Annotated in this window: 17 protein-coding genes and 1 tRNA gene; 7 read left to right on the top strand and 11 right to left on the bottom strand. The window is 67.1% G+C overall.

Annotated features, from left to right (window positions below; genetic code table 11):
• Positions 1-12 precede the first annotated feature (12 nt).
• The 4 genes from LL236_RS01390 to LL236_RS01375 all read right to left on the bottom strand — a co-directional run bounded on the left by LL236_RS01390 (position 13) and on the right by LL236_RS01375 (position 3,115).
• Complete coding sequence (locus LL236_RS01390; protein WP_228177004.1) at positions 13-474, bottom strand: FMN-binding protein; 462 nt, start codon at positions 472-474, stop codon at positions 13-15.
• 92 nt (positions 475-566) lie between these two features.
• Positions 567-1,601, bottom strand: a complete 1,035-nt coding sequence (locus tag LL236_RS01385) for a ribose-phosphate diphosphokinase (RefSeq protein WP_228177003.1) — start codon at positions 1,599-1,601, stop codon at positions 567-569.
• Positions 1,576-3,042 carry a bifunctional UDP-N-acetylglucosamine diphosphorylase/glucosamine-1-phosphate N-acetyltransferase GlmU gene (gene glmU, locus LL236_RS01380; protein ID WP_228177002.1) on the bottom strand — a complete coding sequence of 489 codons (1,467 nt, stop codon included), beginning with the start codon at positions 3,040-3,042 and terminating at the stop codon, positions 1,576-1,578. The genes LL236_RS01385 and glmU overlap by 26 nt, the downstream gene beginning before the upstream one ends.
• A gap of 1 nt (position 3,043) precedes the next feature.
• Positions 3,044-3,115 (bottom strand) — tRNA-Gln (locus LL236_RS01375).
• 84 nt (positions 3,116-3,199) lie between these two features.
• Between LL236_RS01375 and LL236_RS01370 the strand changes: the two genes are divergently transcribed.
• From LL236_RS01370 to LL236_RS01340, 7 genes are all read left to right on the top strand, one after another.
• Positions 3,200-3,697: a MarR family winged helix-turn-helix transcriptional regulator gene (locus LL236_RS01370; protein ID WP_228177001.1), complete on the top strand. Its 498-nt coding sequence runs from the start codon at positions 3,200-3,202 to the stop codon at positions 3,695-3,697.
• Positions 3,690-4,250 (top strand): hypothetical protein, encoded by a 561-nt coding sequence (locus tag LL236_RS01365; RefSeq protein ID WP_228177000.1) that lies wholly within the window; start codon positions 3,690-3,692, stop codon positions 4,248-4,250. The genes LL236_RS01370 and LL236_RS01365 overlap by 8 nt, the downstream gene beginning before the upstream one ends.
• Positions 4,251-4,317: 67 nt before the next feature.
• Positions 4,318-5,634 carry a GNAT family N-acetyltransferase gene (locus tag LL236_RS01360; protein ID WP_228176999.1) on the top strand — a complete coding sequence of 439 codons (1,317 nt, stop codon included), beginning with the start codon at positions 4,318-4,320 and terminating at the stop codon, positions 5,632-5,634.
• A gap of 39 nt (positions 5,635-5,673) precedes the next feature.
• Positions 5,674-7,491, top strand: coding sequence for an ABC-F family ATP-binding cassette domain-containing protein (locus tag LL236_RS01355; RefSeq protein WP_228176998.1), 1,818 nt, complete (start codon positions 5,674-5,676; stop codon positions 7,489-7,491).
• Positions 7,492-7,676: 185 nt separating this feature from the next.
• Positions 7,677-9,362 carry an FAD-dependent oxidoreductase gene (locus tag LL236_RS01350; protein WP_228176997.1) on the top strand — a complete coding sequence of 562 codons (1,686 nt, stop codon included), beginning with the start codon at positions 7,677-7,679 and terminating at the stop codon, positions 9,360-9,362.
• A complete protein-coding gene (locus LL236_RS01345) occupies positions 9,362-9,649 on the top strand; it encodes a metal-sensitive transcriptional regulator (protein ID WP_374197992.1) in 288 nt (95 codons plus the stop codon). The genes LL236_RS01350 and LL236_RS01345 overlap by 1 nt, the downstream gene beginning before the upstream one ends.
• A gap of 86 nt (positions 9,650-9,735) precedes the next feature.
• On the top strand, positions 9,736-9,897 hold the full coding sequence (locus LL236_RS01340; protein WP_228176996.1) for a hypothetical protein: 162 nt from the start codon (positions 9,736-9,738) through the stop codon (positions 9,895-9,897).
• 75 nt (positions 9,898-9,972) lie between these two features.
• Here the strand turns inward: LL236_RS01340 and LL236_RS01335 are convergent, their stop codons facing one another.
• The 7 genes from LL236_RS01335 to LL236_RS01305 all read right to left on the bottom strand — a co-directional run bounded on the left by LL236_RS01335 (position 9,973) and on the right by LL236_RS01305 (position 15,723).
• On the bottom strand, positions 9,973-10,887 hold the full coding sequence (locus LL236_RS01335) for an ABC transporter substrate-binding protein (protein ID WP_228176995.1): 915 nt from the start codon (positions 10,885-10,887) through the stop codon (positions 9,973-9,975).
• Between the two features lie 38 nt (positions 10,888-10,925).
• On the bottom strand, positions 10,926-11,687 hold the full coding sequence (locus tag LL236_RS01330) for an ABC transporter permease (RefSeq protein ID WP_228176994.1): 762 nt from the start codon (positions 11,685-11,687) through the stop codon (positions 10,926-10,928).
• Positions 11,684-12,370 carry an ABC transporter permease gene (locus LL236_RS01325; protein WP_228176993.1) on the bottom strand — a complete coding sequence of 229 codons (687 nt, stop codon included), beginning with the start codon at positions 12,368-12,370 and terminating at the stop codon, positions 11,684-11,686. The genes LL236_RS01330 and LL236_RS01325 overlap by 4 nt, the downstream gene beginning before the upstream one ends.
• The gene (locus tag LL236_RS01320; protein WP_228176992.1) at positions 12,367-13,209 is read right to left on the bottom strand and encodes an ABC transporter ATP-binding protein; all 843 of its coding nucleotides are present in this window, start codon (positions 13,207-13,209) and stop codon (positions 12,367-12,369) included. The genes LL236_RS01325 and LL236_RS01320 overlap by 4 nt, the downstream gene beginning before the upstream one ends.
• Positions 13,210-13,221: 12 nt before the next feature.
• Entirely contained in the window at positions 13,222-13,524 is a 303-nt protein-coding gene (locus LL236_RS01315; protein WP_228176991.1) for a DUF427 domain-containing protein, read from the bottom strand.
• A gap of 148 nt (positions 13,525-13,672) precedes the next feature.
• A complete protein-coding gene (locus tag LL236_RS01310) occupies positions 13,673-14,647 on the bottom strand; it encodes a 4-(cytidine 5'-diphospho)-2-C-methyl-D-erythritol kinase (RefSeq protein ID WP_228176990.1) in 975 nt (324 codons plus the stop codon).
• The gene (locus tag LL236_RS01305; protein ID WP_228176989.1) at positions 14,644-15,723 is read right to left on the bottom strand and encodes an aldo/keto reductase; all 1,080 of its coding nucleotides are present in this window, start codon (positions 15,721-15,723) and stop codon (positions 14,644-14,646) included. Before LL236_RS01305 ends, LL236_RS01310 begins: the two co-directional genes overlap by 4 nt.
• Between the last annotated feature and the right edge of the window lie 3 nt (positions 15,724-15,726).

The raw sequence follows: 15,726 nt of genomic DNA, 5'->3' as shown, positions 1-15,726 counted from the left end.
GGACCGACAGGATCAGGCAGCGGCCTCGGCCTTGATGAGCTCGACAGCCTGCATGAATCCACCGCTCGTCAGCGAGGATCCCGACACTCGGCTGACCGAAACGTCATCGAGGCTCTTGCCCACCACCTCGTCGGTGATCCCGCCGATGAACTGGGACTGGTATTGCTCGGATTCGCGGGCCTGCGGGTCGCCGGTGACCTCAACGTCGGTCACGGTGTCGTCTGCAATCGTGAGGGTAACCGTGACCGTCTCAACAGATTCAGGCGTCGCGTAGGACCCCTCCGCCGTGTACGTGCCGTCGGCATAGCCGCCGGACGAGCTCGATCCCGAACCCGCGTCAGTTGTTCCGGCATCCGTCTGTGCGGAGCCGGTGTCGGCGGCTGTGGTCGCGCCGCACCCGGCAAGGCTGAGAGCGCCGGCAACACCCACGAGGGCGACGCCCACGCGTACGGGGCGGGAGGGGGTGCGAATCATGAGCAGTCCTTCCTAGAGGTCGTCTCCGCCATCGTTGCTTTCATGCCTATGCATAGGCTTTGAGGCGGCGACGAACGCGGAGAGATCTCGGCTCAGGCGGCGCCGTCGAACATGCTGGTGACCGAGCCGTCCTCGAAGACCTCGCGGATCGCACGCGCCAGCAGCGGTGCGATCGGGAGCACGGTGAGGGTCTCCCAGCGCTTGCGGTCGGGGATCGGGATCGTGTCGGTCACCACGACCTCATCGATTGCCGCATCCTGGAGCCGTTCGCTGGCCGGGTCGCTGAAGACCGCGTGGGTCGCGGCGACGATGACGCGCTCGGCGCCGTTCTTCTTCAGCGCCTGCGCGGCCTTCACGATCGTGCCACCCGTGTCGATCATGTCGTCGACGAGAAGACAGACACGACCGTCGACCTGGCCGACGATCTCGCTGACCGTGACCTGGTTGGCCACGTTCGGATCGCGACGCTTGTGGATGATCGCCAGCGGCGCGCCCAGGCTGTCCGACCAGGTGTCGGCAACGCGCACACGTCCGGTATCCGGCGAGACGACGGTGAGTTTGGCGCGGTCCTCGGGCGAGAGGTTCTCTTCGAAGTACTCCAGCAGCACCGGCTTGGCGAAGAGGTGATCGACAGGCCCGTCAAAAAACCCTTGGATCTGGGCGGCGTGCAAATCGACGCTCATCACCCGGTCGGCGCCGGCAGTCTTGACGAGGTCGGCGACCAGACGCGCGCTGATCGGCTCACGCCCGCGACCCTTCTTGTCTTGGCGGGAGTACGGGAAGTACGGCGCGACAACGGTGATCCGCTTCGCGGACGCCCGCTTGGCGGCATCCAGCATGATGAGCAGCTCCATCATCCACTCGTTCACGGGCGGACCGAAGGACTGGATGAGGAACAGGTCGCACCCGCGGATCGAGACCTCGAAGCGGGTCAGGATCTCGCCGGAAGCAAACGTGCGGTACTCCGTCGGGACGAGATTCGTGCCGAGCGCCGTCGCGACGTCGTCCGCGAGGCTCGGGTGCGAACGGCCGGATGCAACGACCAGGCGCTTCTTGGTCTTGGCGACCAGGCCGGGAGCGATACCGCTATCCCTGTCGAGATCAACCGTCTTGTTCTTGCTCGCCATCGTCCGCTTCCTGTGCGGACCGGGCCCGCGCGGCGACCTCGGCGGCGGCTGTTCCCGGTCTGTTGTTCTCGACCCATCCCTCGATGTTGCGCTGAGGGGCAACGCTCAGAGCCAGCGCACCGGGAGGGACATCCTTGCGGATGACGGCACCGGCACCGGTCTTCGCACCGTCTCCGATCCTAACGGGCGCGACAAAGACGTTGTGCGACCCGGAGTGGACCTCGTCACCGATCTCGGTGCGGTGCTTGGCGAGATCGTCGTAGTTGGCCGTGATCGCCCCGGCGCCGAGGTTGACGCCGCGCCCGATTGTGGTGTCGCCGATGTAGGACAGGTGCGGAACCTTGCTCCGCTCACCGATCGTGGAGTTCTTTATCTCGACGAACGTACCGACCTTGCTCTGGGCGTCCAGCGTCGCACCCGGGCGCAGGTAGGCGAACGGGCCGACAGTGGCGCCGCGGCCGATGACGGCCAACGTCGCGTCGGTGCGGGTGACCGTCGCGTTCTCCCCCACCTCGCAGTCGACGAGCGACGTGTCGGGTCCGATCGTCGCCCCGCGCTCGACAGTTGTTGCGCGCAGGACGTGCGTGTTCGGCAGCACCGTGACGTCGGGAGCGAGCGTGGCTGTCACGTCGATCCAGGTCGTGGCCGGATCCAGGATCGTCGCACCCTCGAGCTGCCAGCGACGGACGGTCCGCGCATTGAGCGCGCGGGCTGCTTCCGACAGCTGCACCCGGTCGTTCACGCCGAGCGCGTCCTGCGCCGCCGGAGCGTTGGATGCCGCGACGACCTCGCCCGCGGTGCGGAGGATGCCGATGACGTCAGTCAGGTACTTCTCGCCCTGCGCGTTGGCCGTGCCCACTGAGGCAAGGCTCGTGCGCAACTGCGCGGCGCGGAACACATAGATTCCGGTGTTGATCTCCCGCACCGAGAGCTCGTCGGGCGACGCATCCTTCTGCTCGACGATGCGTTCGACCGCCCCGTCGGCACCACGGATGACGCGGCCGTAACCCGTGGCGTCGTCGAGCGTCGCGCACAGCAGCGTGGCGCATGCAGCCGCAGCGCGGTGACGCGCGAGCAGCCCCTCGACGACGCTGACCTCGACCAGGGGCACATCGGCGCTGAGCACCAGCACGTCGCCGTCGAAGCCGTCGAGCGCGGCCAGGGCCAGTTCCACCGCGCGACCGGTGCCGGGGATCTCGTCCTGGTCGACGACATCAACTCCCGGAAGCAGGCCGGTCACGGCATCCGCCACCAGATCCCGCTCGTGACGGACCACGACCACCGCACGCTCCGGCGCCAGTGCCGATGCGGTGCGCAACACGTGGCCGATCAGCGGAAGCCCACCGATCTGATGAAGGACCTTCGGCGTGGCGGACTTCATCCGCGTCCCCTGGCCTGCCGCCAGAATGACGACGGCGACGGGGGTTGGGTTCTCAGCCATGCTCCGCCGCCAGGACTCGAACCTAGACTTCACAGCTCCAAAGGCTGTCGTGCTGCCATTACACCACGGCGGACCGGCGCGTAACGCGGCCGCGAACCAGTCTGCCAGAGGACGAGTCGGCCGGGATAATGGCCCCATCAGTCGAGATAATGGCTCAGTGTCCGCAGAATCCGACGAAGTCGACCGCATCGTCGGTGCCTGGAGTGCCCAGCGGCCCGACTTGGACTTCTCTCCACTCGAAGTTCTCTCGCGGGTGGACCGCCTTTCCCGCCACCTCGACCGGGCACGCCGCGAGGCCTTCCGCCGTTCCGAGCTCGAGCCGTGGGAGTGGGATGTGCTGTCGGCACTGCGACGGGCGGGCGAGCCGTTCCAGCTGAGCCCGAAACAGCTGCTGCAGCAGACACTCGTGTCCTCGGGCACGATGACCAACCGCATCGACAGGCTCGTCGGTCGCCGGCTTGTGCGGCGTGAGTCCGATCCGGGCGACGGACGCGGCATCCTGGTGACCCTCACCGACGAGGGACGAACCCGTGTGGATGCCGCCATCACCCGTCTCGTGGACGCTGAAGCGGTGCTGCTCGAAAGCCTCTCCCGCGCCGACCGTGACCGCCTCGCAGCCCTGCTGCGCAAACTCTCCCTGGGGTTCGATGTCTGACAGAGAAGACGGATTCATGGACGCCGGTTCGCCCGAGACTCCCGCCACCGGAAATCGCGATGGGGCGAGAACAGGGGGCTGGCACGACTGGTTCGATGTCCGGTTTCGAACACCGGCTGCGGTGTACGGACTCATCGTCTACTCGGCGCTCTTGATGATCACGTCCGATTACGAGACCGATGTGGCCGAAGTGGTCGTGTCATCGGTAGCCACGCTCATCGTGTTCTTCATTGCCCACGTCTTCGCCTATACGCTCGCCGACCACGGCAAGCATCCGCTGGGCACAGCCACACGCTACGCGTTGACACACTCGGCTGGAATGCTGTGGGCAGCAGTGCCGCCCACGCTTGCCATGGTGATCGCCGGGGCCGCGGGGAGGACCGCGGATGACGCGTCGGCCTATGCGCTGTGGGTCACGATGCTGGTGCTCGCGTTCCTCGGCTACGTCGCCTATTCCCGCACGGGCGCCGGAATCGCCAAGCGCATCCTTGGTGCCACCGGAACCGCCTTTCTCGGCGCCTTCGTCGCGATCCTCGAGTACGCCTTCCACTGAGCACCGGCTCGCTGGAGCGACGGGGCGGGCGGCATGCTGTGTCGCACTGTCCGCGTAGCGTGGGGGCATGATGAGTGACGACCAGCAGCCATTTCACGACGCGCCACTTGACGCCGCGATGTCGGAAGCTCTCGCCAACCAGGGCCTGCGCATCGAGCAGATCGACAACGCCACGAGGGTGCAGAACGATCCGTGGTTGTCCGCGGTCGCTCGCGGGTTTCTCGAAGACGAGCCGGTCGAGGTTCGCCGCGAAGCCTTCGTCGGACACACCGCTCACCGCCGCAAGCTCGGCGTCTACGATGCCACCTGCCCGCAGCCCGAGATTCCGGTCGCGACGTTTGCGTCATGGCCCACCGAACTCACCGTCCCCGGTGGCACCGTCCAAGCCAGCGCCATCAGCTCGGTGACCGTTGCACCGACGCACCGGCGGCGCGGCATCCTTCGTTCTGTGATGGCGGGGGAGCTGCGAACCGCCGCCTCGCTCGGGCTGCCGGTGGCAGCGCTGACCGTCAGCGAGTCGACCATCTACGGCCGGTTCGGGTTCGGTGCGGCAGCCGCCGCTGCGAACTGGGAGATCCGCACGCGGCGTGCCGGGTGGATCGGACCCGAGGCACCGGGGCGCGTGGACTTCGTTTCCCGCGACCAGGCGCGAGAGGTCGCCGAAGCCCTGCACGAGCGCGTGCGCGTCACCTCCCCCGGCGAGATCGCTCTTCCCGGAGGACATCTCAATCGGTTCTTCGGCACGAGCCCCGATGCCGAGAAGGCCGAGCGGCTGCGCACCATCCAGTACCGCTCGCCCGCGGGTGAGGTTGATGGGCTTGCGGTCTACCGCGTGGTCGAGAACCCCGACGACTTCAGCGAGTCGACGCTCGAGCTGTCGTGGCTGCTCGCCGCGACCGACGATGCGTACGCGGGCCTGTGGCGGTTCCTCCTCGAGATGGATCTCATCGCGCTTCTGCGCGCATCAGAACTCGGCCTCGACGAGCCCCTATGGTGGATGATCGCCGACCAGCGGGCCGCGAAGATCACCGTGACCGACCATCAATACGTGCGCATCCTCGACGTGCCGGCAGCTCTCACGAGCCGACGCTTCGGCGCCGCGGACACCATCGCCCTCGAGGTTGACGACTCGCTGGGGATCGCGGGTGGCACGTTCATCGCGACGACGGATGCCGAGGGTCGCGCGACAGTTGAGGCAGTCGATGCTCCCCCGGCCGGTGTTCCCCTGCTGCGGCTCGGCGTACGCGAGCTGTCGTCGCTGTTCCTGGGAGGCGTGTCGGTGTCGACCCTGGCCCGTGCCGGTCGAGTCGAAGCTGACGATCCGACGCGGATCGCACGCGTTTTCCAGACCGTCGAGTCCCCCCGATTGAGCTTCTGGTACTGACGCGCGGCTGAACCCCGCGCGGCGCCTAGCCTGGAAGGGATGGCACATCTTCTCGGCGCTGAGTCGCTGCACCTCGAGTTCCCCACGAAAGTGGTTTTCGATTCCGTGACCCTCGGCATCGCCGAAGGTGACCGAATCGGGATCGTCGGACGAAACGGCGACGGCAAGTCGAGCCTGCTCGCCATGATCGCCGGCCGCCTCGAACCGGATGCCGGCAAGGTCACCGTCCGTGGCGGCACCCGCATCGGTGTCGTCGACCAGCAGGACACCCTCGATGACAACCAGACGGTGGGACGAGCGATCGTCGGCGACCTCGACGAGCACGAGTGGGCAGGCGACGCCCGCATCCGTGACGTCCTCGCCGGGCTGGTCACGGACCTGGACTGGAACGCTCCCCTCTCGACCCTGTCGGGCGGTCAACGGCGCCGCGTCGCCCTCGCAGCAGTGCTCATCGGCGGCTGGGACGTCCTGATCCTGGACGAACCGACGAACCACCTCGACGTGGAGGGGATCGCGTGGCTCGCCGCACATCTCAAGAAGCGGTGGACAGCGAACGCCGGGGCGCTGCTGGTTGTGACCCACGACCGGTGGTTCCTCGACGAGGTGTGCACCCTCACATGGGAGGTGCACGACCGGATCGTCGAACCGTTCGAGGGCGGCTATGCGGCCTATATCCTGCAGCGCGTCGAACGCGATCGCCAGGCTGCCGCCATCGAGGCACGTCGACAGAACCTCGCGCGCAAGGAACTAGCCTGGCTGCGCCGCGGCGCCCCGGCACGAACCTCCAAGCCGAAGTTCCGCATCGATGCGGCCAACGCGCTGATCGCGGATGTCCCCGAGATCCGCAACTCCACCGAACTGCAGTCGCTGGCAGTCACCCGCCTTGGCAAAGACGTGGTCGATCTGCTGGATGCCTCGGTGAGTTTCGATGGCCGCGAGATCCTCCGAGACATCGAGTGGCGCATCGCGCCGGGCGAGCGGACCGGAATCCTTGGCGTCAACGGCGCCGGGAAGTCTACCCTTCTCGGGCTCGTCGACGGCAGCGTCTCTCCCACGGGCGGCCGGGTCAAGCGGGGAAAGACCGTGCGGGTGGCAACCCTCACGCAGCGTCTCGACGAACTCGAGCAGCACCTGGCCGACCCTGTACGTGTCGTGATCGGTGGGCTCCGCACCAGCTACACGATCGGTTCCGGCTCGAAAGCGCAAGAACTCACCCCAGGCCAACTGCTTGAACGGCTCGGCTTCTCATCCGCGCAGCTCTCGACTCCCGTGCGCGACCTCTCGGGAGGGCAAAAGCGCCGCCTGCAGCTGCTGTTGATCCTGCTGGACCAGCCGAACGTTCTCATCCTGGACGAACCGACCAACGACCTCGATACCGACATGCTCGCGGCGATGGAAGACCTCCTCGACTCGTGGCCGGGCACTCTGCTGGTCGTCTCCCACGACCGGTACTTCCTGGAGCGCGTCACCGACCAGCAGTACGCGATCCTCCCCGGACCCGGCGGCGCGGGACGACTACGGCACCTCCCCGGCGGGGTGGACGAGTACCTCCGGCTGCGAGAGCAGACCACGGATGCCGGACCTGACCGATCCGGCGCCGCGTCGGCAGCCCAGCAGACGTCGGAACCGGGGCTGTCGGGCGCCGATCTGCGCGCCGCACAGAAGGAGCTGAGCGCGATCGAACGCAAGTTGGAGCGACTGACCCAGCGCACCGCCGAGATCCACGAGCGGATGGCAGCGCACGACCAGAGCGACTTCGCGGGTCTGACGCGCCTCGGCGATGAACTCCGCGAGGTCGAAACAGAGACCGCCTCTCTCGAGGAGCGGTGGTTCGAGCTCACCGAGCTCGCAACCTAGCCCCCCTCCTCGAGCCGAGTTGTCCATCGTCGAGCCGAGTTGTCCCTCGTCGAGCCGAGTTGTCCCTCGTCGAGCCGAGTTGTCCCTCGCTGGCACGAGGTGGCTCTCGTGATGCGGTCAGCTTGCCCCCCGTATACCCCCTGGGGTATGCTCATTGCATCTCTTCTCCAGAAAGTGAGTGCTCCATGCGCATCGTCATCGTAGGCGGCGTGGCCGCCGGGATGAGCGCGGCCGCCCGCGCCCGCCGTCACGACGAGTCAGCCGAGATCATTGTGCTCGAACGCGGCCCCGAGGTCTCGTTCGCGAACTGCGGCCTTCCGTACCACGTCGGCGGCGAGATCCCCCACGAGGGGTCGCTGCTTCTGCACACGCCCGAGACCCTGCGCGCAAGCCTCAACCTGGACGTGCGGACCGGGCACGATGTGACAGCGATCGACACGGCCGCGAAGGCTGTCACTGTCGCCTCGACCTCCGGCGTCGAAGACCTCAGCTACGACGCGCTCATCCTCGCACCGGGCGCCGTCGCCATTCGGCCGCCCCTCCCCGGGCTCGACTCCCCGCGAGTGCGGACGCTTCGCACCGTGGCGGACGCCGTGACCCTCAAGAAGTGGGTCGATGACGGCGCCACGCGCGGCGTCGTGCTCGGCGCCGGGTTCATCGGACTCGAGGCCGCCGAGGCCCTGCGCCATCGCGGGCTCGAGGTCGACGTCGTCGAGCTTGCCCCGCATGTTCTCCCGCCGCTCGAGCGCGAGATGGCCTCTGTCGTGACGACACAGCTGCGAAATCTCGGCATCCGGGTCCACGCCGGTGTCGCCGCCGAGAGCGTCGAGGTCGGCGACGATGAGGATGTCGTCGTCCTCGCGGATGGCACCCGCATCCCGACCGACCTCGTGGTCCTCTCGGTCGGCGTTCGCCCCGACACCGCGTTCGTGGAGACTGCAGGAATCGAGACGGCTCGAGGCGCGATTGTCGTCGACGATCGCGGACGCACCTCCGCTGAGGGAGTCTGGGCCGCCGGCGACGCGGTCATCAGCACGGATGCCGTCACAGGCGTCCAGCGCCCCGTGCCCCTCGCCGGCCCCGCCAACCGCGCCGGTCGGCTCATCGCCGACGACATCTTCGGCATGGCTGGCGGCCGGCCCATCCCCCAGCCCGTCGGCACTGCCATCGTGCGCGTCGGCGAGATCACGGCAGCGATGACCGGGGCGAACCGTGCGAGCCTGGATGCCGCGGGAATCGACTACACGACGATCCACCTGCACCCGATGCAGCACGCCGGCTACTTTCCTGGAGCCTCGACCGTGCACCTGATCGTGCATGTCTCGACGGACGATGGACGAGTCCTTGGAGCGCAGGCCGTGGGTTATGAAGGAGTCGACAAGCGCATCGATGTTCTCGCGACCGCGATCCGTGCCGGCCTGCCGGCGACCGACCTCATGGATCTCGACCTTGCCTACTCGCCGCCGTACGGTCAAGCCAAAGACGCCGTGAATCTCGTCGGGATGGTCGCCGAAAACGTCGAGAACGGGCGGCTGAAGCTCTGGTATGCCGACGAGCTCGACCAGATGCGGGAATCCGCACTGATCCTCGACGTCCGAACTCCGCGCGAATACAGCAGCGGCCACATCGAGGGGTCGCTGAACATTCCACACACCGAACTTCGTGAGCGCATCGACGAGGTACGTGAGGCAGCGCAGGGCCGCCCGATCGCAGCGCTGTGCGCGGCGGGCGTCCGATCGAACATCGCTTACCGCATCCTGGTAGGAAACGGCTTTGACGCGTTCTCCCTGTCGGGTGGGACGCAGACCCTTCGCCAGTGGTGGGGCGATCAGGCCGCCAGCATTCTTGTCAGAGAAGAGGTCCACGCATGATGATCACCGGCACCCCCGAGGAGCAGGCTGCAACACGCAAGCGCATCACCAACCGGCTCAAGCGCGCACAGGGTCAGCTGAACGCTGTCATCGCTTCGGTTGAGGCCGGTGACACGTGCCGCGACATCGTGACGCAACTGTCTGCCGTCACGAGCGCTCTCGACCGCGCCGGGTTCGCCATCATCTCGGCGGCGATGCGCGACTGCGTCGCCGACCCGGACGGCACCGCCGAGGCCGAGGGCCTGACGCAGGAGGAGCTCGAGAAGCTCTTCCTGTCGCTCGCCTGAGCCGCATCCCCGAACACTCATCGCTCGGACCGTCACGGTGACGGACCGCCATTTGTGCTGCCCACGCAGCCAGTGAAGGAGACACCATGTGCTATCAGACGACGTGCCGGAAGTGCGGCAAGGTCACGTGGGGCGGCTGCGGCCAGCACGTGCAGCAGGCCCTCGCCGGGGTCCCGAAAGCGCAGCGCTGTGCCGGGCACCAAAACGAGCCATCGAAAGGCTTCTTCGCGAGCCTGTTCGGCCGCTGACCCACCACCCCTCCAACGCCGAAGCGGCTGCCACCCTCTCTCTCGGGTGGCAGCCGCTTCGTTGACGTCGCGCTGTTAGCTCAGGCCGTTCTCCTGCAGCCACTGCGACGCGATGTCGGCGGGCGACATCTCGTCAACCGTGCTCTGCACGTTCAGCGCAACCAGACCCTCGGGGGTCAGGGCGGCGCTCACGGCGTTGATGACGTCGGCGATCTCGTCAGCGACATCCGCGTTCACGACCGGGACGACATTCGAAGCCAGGAAAAGCCCCTCGGGGTCCTCGAGAACGACGAGGCCCGCGGTCTGGATGCGCGGGTCGGCCGTGTAGATGTTGGCGAGGTTGATCGTGCCAGCTTCGAGGTCCTCGAACGTGGTGTCGCCCGTCGCCGAGAAACCGACGTCGATGCCGTACACGTCGGCAAGCCCCGTCGGCCCGTAGGGGCGCTCGGCAAGCTCCGGCGGGCCGCCGAGCGTCAGGGGCTCGGTGACGTTAGCGAGATCGGCGATCGAGACGAGACCGTACTGATCGGCGAATGCTGAGGTGACGGTGTACGAGTCCTGGTCGGTCGCGGTGGACTGGTCGAGCACAACCAGTCCTTCCGGCAGCGCGTCGGGCAGTGCCGCGTAGACCTCATCGGCCGTGCGTGCCGTCGTCTCAGGGTCGAAGTACTGCAGGAGGTTTCCGCTGTACTCCGGGAAGAGCGTCACCTCGCCGCTCTCGAGCGCCGGGATGTAGGCATCCCGCTGCCCGATGTTGAACTGACGCTCGACATCAAAGCCGGCGTTCTCGAGAGCCTGCGCGTAGATCTCGGCGATGATCTCGTTGGAGTAGTAAGCCTGCGAGCCGACCACGATCGTGTCGGACATCATCTCGCCGCTACCGCTTCCGTCGGTGGGTTCCTCGAGCGGGTTGCCCGAAGCGCAGCCGGCCAGCAGCAGCGCGGCGGCGCCGACGAGCGCGGCGGCGCGGAGGGTGCGTGTGGTGGTCATGGTGCCTCTTTCTTTTCTGGTGGTGCGGGATGGTGCGGTCAGGTGGACGGGCTAGACGCGACGGTGTCAGGGACCCGAGCGGGCGTTTGGGCGGACCGGGGCCCGGTGTCGGATGGCGTACGCCGGGTCTTCGTGGCGCGCTGTCCCCGCGGCACTGCAGCGCGCTGCAGGAGCGCGAGCAGACCATCGAGGACCAGGGCGAGAAGGGCGACGAGAATCGATCCGGCAAGAACCTGATCGAACGCCCGCAGTGGAAGGCCCTGGATGATCGGGAATCCCAGCCCACCCAGGTTCACGTAGGCGGCGATGGTGACGGTTGCGACGACCTGCAAAGTGGCGGTCCGCAGCCCGCCGACCAGCAGCGGGAGACCCAGCGGAACCTCGACGCGCCACAGGATCTGCCAGCGAGTCATCCCCATGGCGCGCGCCGCGTCGATCGTGGCCCGATCGATTGTCTGGAGGCCCGTGTAGGCGCCGGCCAGCAGAGACGGGATGGCAAGGAGGACGAACGTGATCAGCGCAGCCTCAGCCCGGCGCGTCACACCGATGACCAGGACGAGAAGAATCAGTAGCCCGAACGAGGGAATGGCGCGCGCCGCGCCCGAAACGGCAACAGCGACCTCGCGTCCTTTGCCGGTGTGTCCGATCGCCCAGCCGATCGGCACGGCGATGAAAGCGGCGATTCCGACGGCGGCGAAGGTGTAGCCCAGCTGCTCGAGCAGCAGCGTTGGCAGGCTGTATCGGCCGGACCATTGTTCGGGTGCGATGATCCAGGCCCAGGCGTCGATGAGAAGGTTCATGCGCTCGCCTCCGCAGGAGCAGCGGATGAGGCTGCGCGAGGCCGTACTCGCGTCCGGCGCGTCCACGGCATCAGTATCCGCCCGATCAGAACCAGCACGAGATCGATCACGAGGGCGAGAATGACGACGGCGACAACCCCCGCGAGGACCTCGGGGATGATGCGGCGCTGGAGACCATTGGTGAACAGGTACCCCAGATTCGACACGCCCACGAGAATGCCCACCGGTGCAAGCGCGATCGTGCTCACGGCAGCAACCCGCAGACCCGCGAGGATGACGGGGCCGGCCAGCGGAAGCTCGACGGCGAAGAACCGACGCGCACCTGAGAAGCCCATAGCAGTGGAAGCGCCACGTACGCCCTCGTCGACAGAGTTGAGTCCGTCGACAACCGACCGCACCAGAAGCGCGATCGCGTAGAGCGTCAGCGCGAGGATGAGGTTCAGATCGCTGAACGCTACATACCCGAAGAGGGCGGGGAGCAGAAACAGTAGCGCGAGCGAGGGGATGGTGTACATCAATCCGGTGATGGTGACGACAGCACCCCGGAGGAGACGGAACCGCCAGGCAAGAAAGCCCAGCGGAATCGACAGAACGAACCCGAGGAGGATCGCGATCAGACACTGGCGGAGGTGCTCCACCGACAGCTGGAGGATCAGGCCGAGGTTCTCCAGAACCCAGCTCACGACGGGACGCCTCGCGCGCTCTCGTCCGGATCGCTGAGCATGCCCTGCGTGCGCCCCTGCCCATCGATCACTGCAGTGCCGGTGGCGGTCTTCTTTAACCGCAGCGAGCGCTTGCCCTGATCGGCGCCGATGAACGAGGCCACGAATTCGGATGCCGGATTCTCGAGGATCTCACTCGGCGTACCGACCTGCGCGATGTGCGCGCCCTTCTCGAGGATGACCACCTGGTCACCCAGCAGAAACGCCTCGTCGATGTCGTGCGTGACAAACACAATCGTCTTGTCGACCTCGTCCTGCAGCCGCAACAACTCCTGCTGCAGTTCGGCGCGCACGATCGGGTCGACAGCGCCGAAGGGCTCGTCCATCAGCAGGATATTGGGGTCAGCCGCGAGGCCGCGCGCCACCCCCACGCGCTGCTGCTGGCCGCCGGAAAGCTGGCTCGGGTAGCGCTTGGCGAATGATCGATCGAGACCTACCGTGTCCATGAGCTCGAGACCGCGGCTCCGAGCCGCCGAGCGCGGCAGTCCCTGCAGCACCGGAACCGTCGCGATGTTGTCGATCACGGTGTAGTGCGGCAGGAGGCCCGAGTTCTGCATGACGTAGCCGATCCCCCGGCGCAGCTTGACGGGGTCCTTGCCGGCGATGTCCTCGCCATCAATGGACACGACGCCGGCCGAGGGCTCCACCATGCGGTTGATCATGCGCAGCAGAGTCGTCTTGCCGCAGCCCGAGGAGCCGACGAAGACCGTCGTCTTGTGCGCGGGGAGCGTCAGGTTGAACCCGTCGACCGCGCGGGTTCCGTCGGGAAACTGCTTCGTGACGTCGTCGAAGATGATCACGGCGGCACCGGGTCAGTCGATGACCGACACGTCCTTCCCGAAGGCGACATAGCCCGAGAAGTCAGCCCCCACACGCTCGAACGCGCTGGGATACGGCGTCGGGTATGCCCACGCGCCGTCCGAGTGAGTAACCCCGTCGGCGACGATGTCGTAGTACTGGCACACGCCCTTCCACGGGCACGTGTAGGGAGTCGGACTCTCGACCAGTGCGCCGGCTACGATGCTGCTCGGCGGGAAGTACCAGTTCCCCTCGATGGAGAGGAGATCGTCGCGGGAAGCTTCCGCGATGACAACGTTGTCGATGACAGCCTTCATGGTTCTCCGTTCGTCGGGACGGCCGATTCGGCTTCGAATCACGCTACCGGAGGCCGGGGACATCGCGGGCGGTTCTGACCGAAGCGGAAATCCGGCGGTAATGTCCGCAGCCCGTCAGAAGCATCCGCGGCCTTGTGAGACCAGTCGGTCAGATCAGTCGTGCGCCGGGAACAGGGCCATGTGCGTGAAGGGCCGTATATCCCGCGGCCGACATGGTGACCTGCAGTTCCAGGGCCGATTCGAGATCCTCGGCGAGGAACGCTGTGGTGGGACCCGACCCTGAGACGACCCCGGCCAAGGCGCCGGCCCGGTCTCCCAGATCGAGCACATCGCCGAGCTCGGGCCGCAGCGACAGTGCCGCCTCCTGCAGGTCGTTGTGAAGGTGACCGGCGAGCTCCTCGGGGTCGCCGGAACGGAGGGCGTGCAGCACGCCCGTCGCCACCGCGGGGTCTGCGCCGCCGTGGCGAGCGTCCGATATGCGGTCGAGGCGAAGTGCGCCGGTCGACGGATGCCCGGCCGACGCGGTCCGCGCGCGAAGCCGGTCGAGCTCGCTGTAGACCGCCGGCGTGGACAGTCCGCCATCGGCGAGCACGATGACCCACTCGAAGCGGCCTGTCGCGAGCGCGGGACTGAGCCGATCTCCGCGCCCCAGGCCAACTGCCGTTCCTCCCATCAGAGCGAACGGCACGTCGGCGCCGAGCCTGGCAGCCAGGCGCTGCAGCTCGGCGGAACCCACCTCGGTCCCCCACAGTGCATCACAGGCGACGAGGGCTGCCGCAGCATCCGCGGAGCCGCCGCCCATGCCACCGGCTACCGGAACGTGCTTGTCGACCGTGAGGTGCACCCCACCGTCGTACCCCGTGTGTTGAGCGAGGATCCGCGCCGCCCGCAGCGCGAGGTTCCGATCATCGAGCGGGACTGTCGACACATCGACTGAGCCGGTGACCTCGAGCCGGAAGTCGTCCGCCGCCACGGCCCACACGTCTTCGAACAGAGAGACAGCCTGGTACGCGGACGCGACAGCGTGGTAGCCGTCGTCGAGGAGCGGACCGACCTCGAAATACACGTTGAGTTTGCCCGGAGCCCGCACCCGGACGACGTCTGTGCGAAGCGGCGCCGTCACGAGTCCGAGGGATCCGCCCAGATCGGACCCGACGGCGAGAGATCGACGCCGTCGGTGAGAGCGTCGATCTGCTCGAGCTCCTCGGTGTCGAAAGCCGGGCCCGCGATCGCTGCCAGGTTCTCGTCCAGCTGATCGGGACGCGATGCGCCGATCAGCGCCGAGGTGACGACCGGGTCCCGCAGCACCCACTGGATCGCCATCTGCGCGAGGCTCTGGCCCCGCTGCCGGGCGATCTCGTTGAGACCACCCAACAGCGAGCGGCCGTGCTCCGACACCCGGTCGGCGGGAACCGAATTGCGGTTCTGTGCTCGGTCGGCGGCCGCACCGCTGAGGTACTTGTCAGTCAGAAGCCCCTGCGCGAGGGGCGTGAACGCGATAGCCCCCAGACCCTCCTGACGCAGCACGCCGGTGAGGCCATCCTCGACCCAGCGGTTGAGCATCGAGTACGACGGCTGATGGATGACCAGCGGAGTACCGAGACTGCGAGCCACCGCAACCGCGATCGCTGTCTGCTCTGCGGAGTACGACGAGATGCCGACGTAGAGGGCCTTCCCCTGGCGCACGAGCGTGTCAAGCGCCGCGATCGTCTCTTCGACCGGAGTCACCGGATCCATCCGGTGCGAGTAGAAAATGTCCACGTACTCGAGGCCCATGCGCCGCAGCGACTGATCGGCGCTGGCGAGGATGTACTTGCGCGAGCCGTAGTCGCCGTACGGCCCCGGCCACATGTCGTACCCGGCCTTGGACGAGATGATCAGCTCGTCGCGGTACGGCGCGAAGTCTTCGTGCATCATCCGTCCGAAGTTCGTCTCGGCAGACCCGTACGGGGGTCCGTAGTTGTTTGCGAGATCGAAGTGCGTGATCCCGGAGTCGAAAGCGTGCCTCAGTAGCTTCCGCTGGTTGTCGAACGGGATGTTGTCTCCGAAGTTCCACCACAGTCCGAGCGAGATCGGCGGGAGGTAGAGGCCCGACGTGCCCACCTGGCGGTAGTCGGTGATGGAGTAGCGGTCCTCGGATGCCGAGTAGGGGCGGTGGATGTCGTTTCGGCTGCGCGAGAATCGCTGCTCGTCGGTCATGCT

The sequence above is a fragment of the Microbacterium schleiferi genome (genome assembly GCF_020781975.1).
Lineage (GTDB): Bacteria > Actinomycetota > Actinomycetes > Actinomycetales > Microbacteriaceae > Microbacterium.
This window is presented reverse-complemented; position numbering and strand designations above follow the sequence as displayed.

Excerpts from the sequence above, each read along its gene's own strand:
- LL236_RS01390 (WP_228177004.1), bottom strand. The coding sequence starts at position 474 with ATGATTCGCACCCCCTCCCGCCCCGTACGCGTGGGCGTCGCCCTCGTG.
- LL236_RS01385 (WP_228177003.1), bottom strand. The coding sequence starts at position 1,601 with ATGGCGAGCAAGAACAAGACGGTTGATCTCGACAGGGATAGCGGTATC.
- glmU (WP_228177002.1), bottom strand. The coding sequence starts at position 3,042 with ATGGCTGAGAACCCAACCCCCGTCGCCGTCGTCATTCTGGCGGCAGGC.
- LL236_RS01365 (WP_228177000.1), top strand. The coding sequence starts at position 3,690 with ATGTCTGACAGAGAAGACGGATTCATGGACGCCGGTTCGCCCGAGACT.
- LL236_RS01360 (WP_228176999.1), top strand. The coding sequence starts at position 4,318 with ATGATGAGTGACGACCAGCAGCCATTTCACGACGCGCCACTTGACGCC.
- LL236_RS01355 (WP_228176998.1), top strand. The coding sequence starts at position 5,674 with ATGGCACATCTTCTCGGCGCTGAGTCGCTGCACCTCGAGTTCCCCACG.
- LL236_RS01350 (WP_228176997.1), top strand. The coding sequence starts at position 7,677 with ATGCGCATCGTCATCGTAGGCGGCGTGGCCGCCGGGATGAGCGCGGCC.
- LL236_RS01345 (WP_374197992.1), top strand. The coding sequence starts at position 9,362 with ATGATCACCGGCACCCCCGAGGAGCAGGCTGCAACACGCAAGCGCATC.
- LL236_RS01340 (WP_228176996.1), top strand. The coding sequence starts at position 9,736 with ATGTGCTATCAGACGACGTGCCGGAAGTGCGGCAAGGTCACGTGGGGC.
- LL236_RS01335 (WP_228176995.1), bottom strand. The coding sequence starts at position 10,887 with ATGACCACCACACGCACCCTCCGCGCCGCCGCGCTCGTCGGCGCCGCC.
- LL236_RS01330 (WP_228176994.1), bottom strand. The coding sequence starts at position 11,687 with ATGAACCTTCTCATCGACGCCTGGGCCTGGATCATCGCACCCGAACAA.
- LL236_RS01315 (WP_228176991.1), bottom strand. The coding sequence starts at position 13,524 with ATGAAGGCTGTCATCGACAACGTTGTCATCGCGGAAGCTTCCCGCGAC.
- LL236_RS01305 (WP_228176989.1), bottom strand. The coding sequence starts at position 15,723 with ATGACCGACGAGCAGCGATTCTCGCGCAGCCGAAACGACATCCACCGC.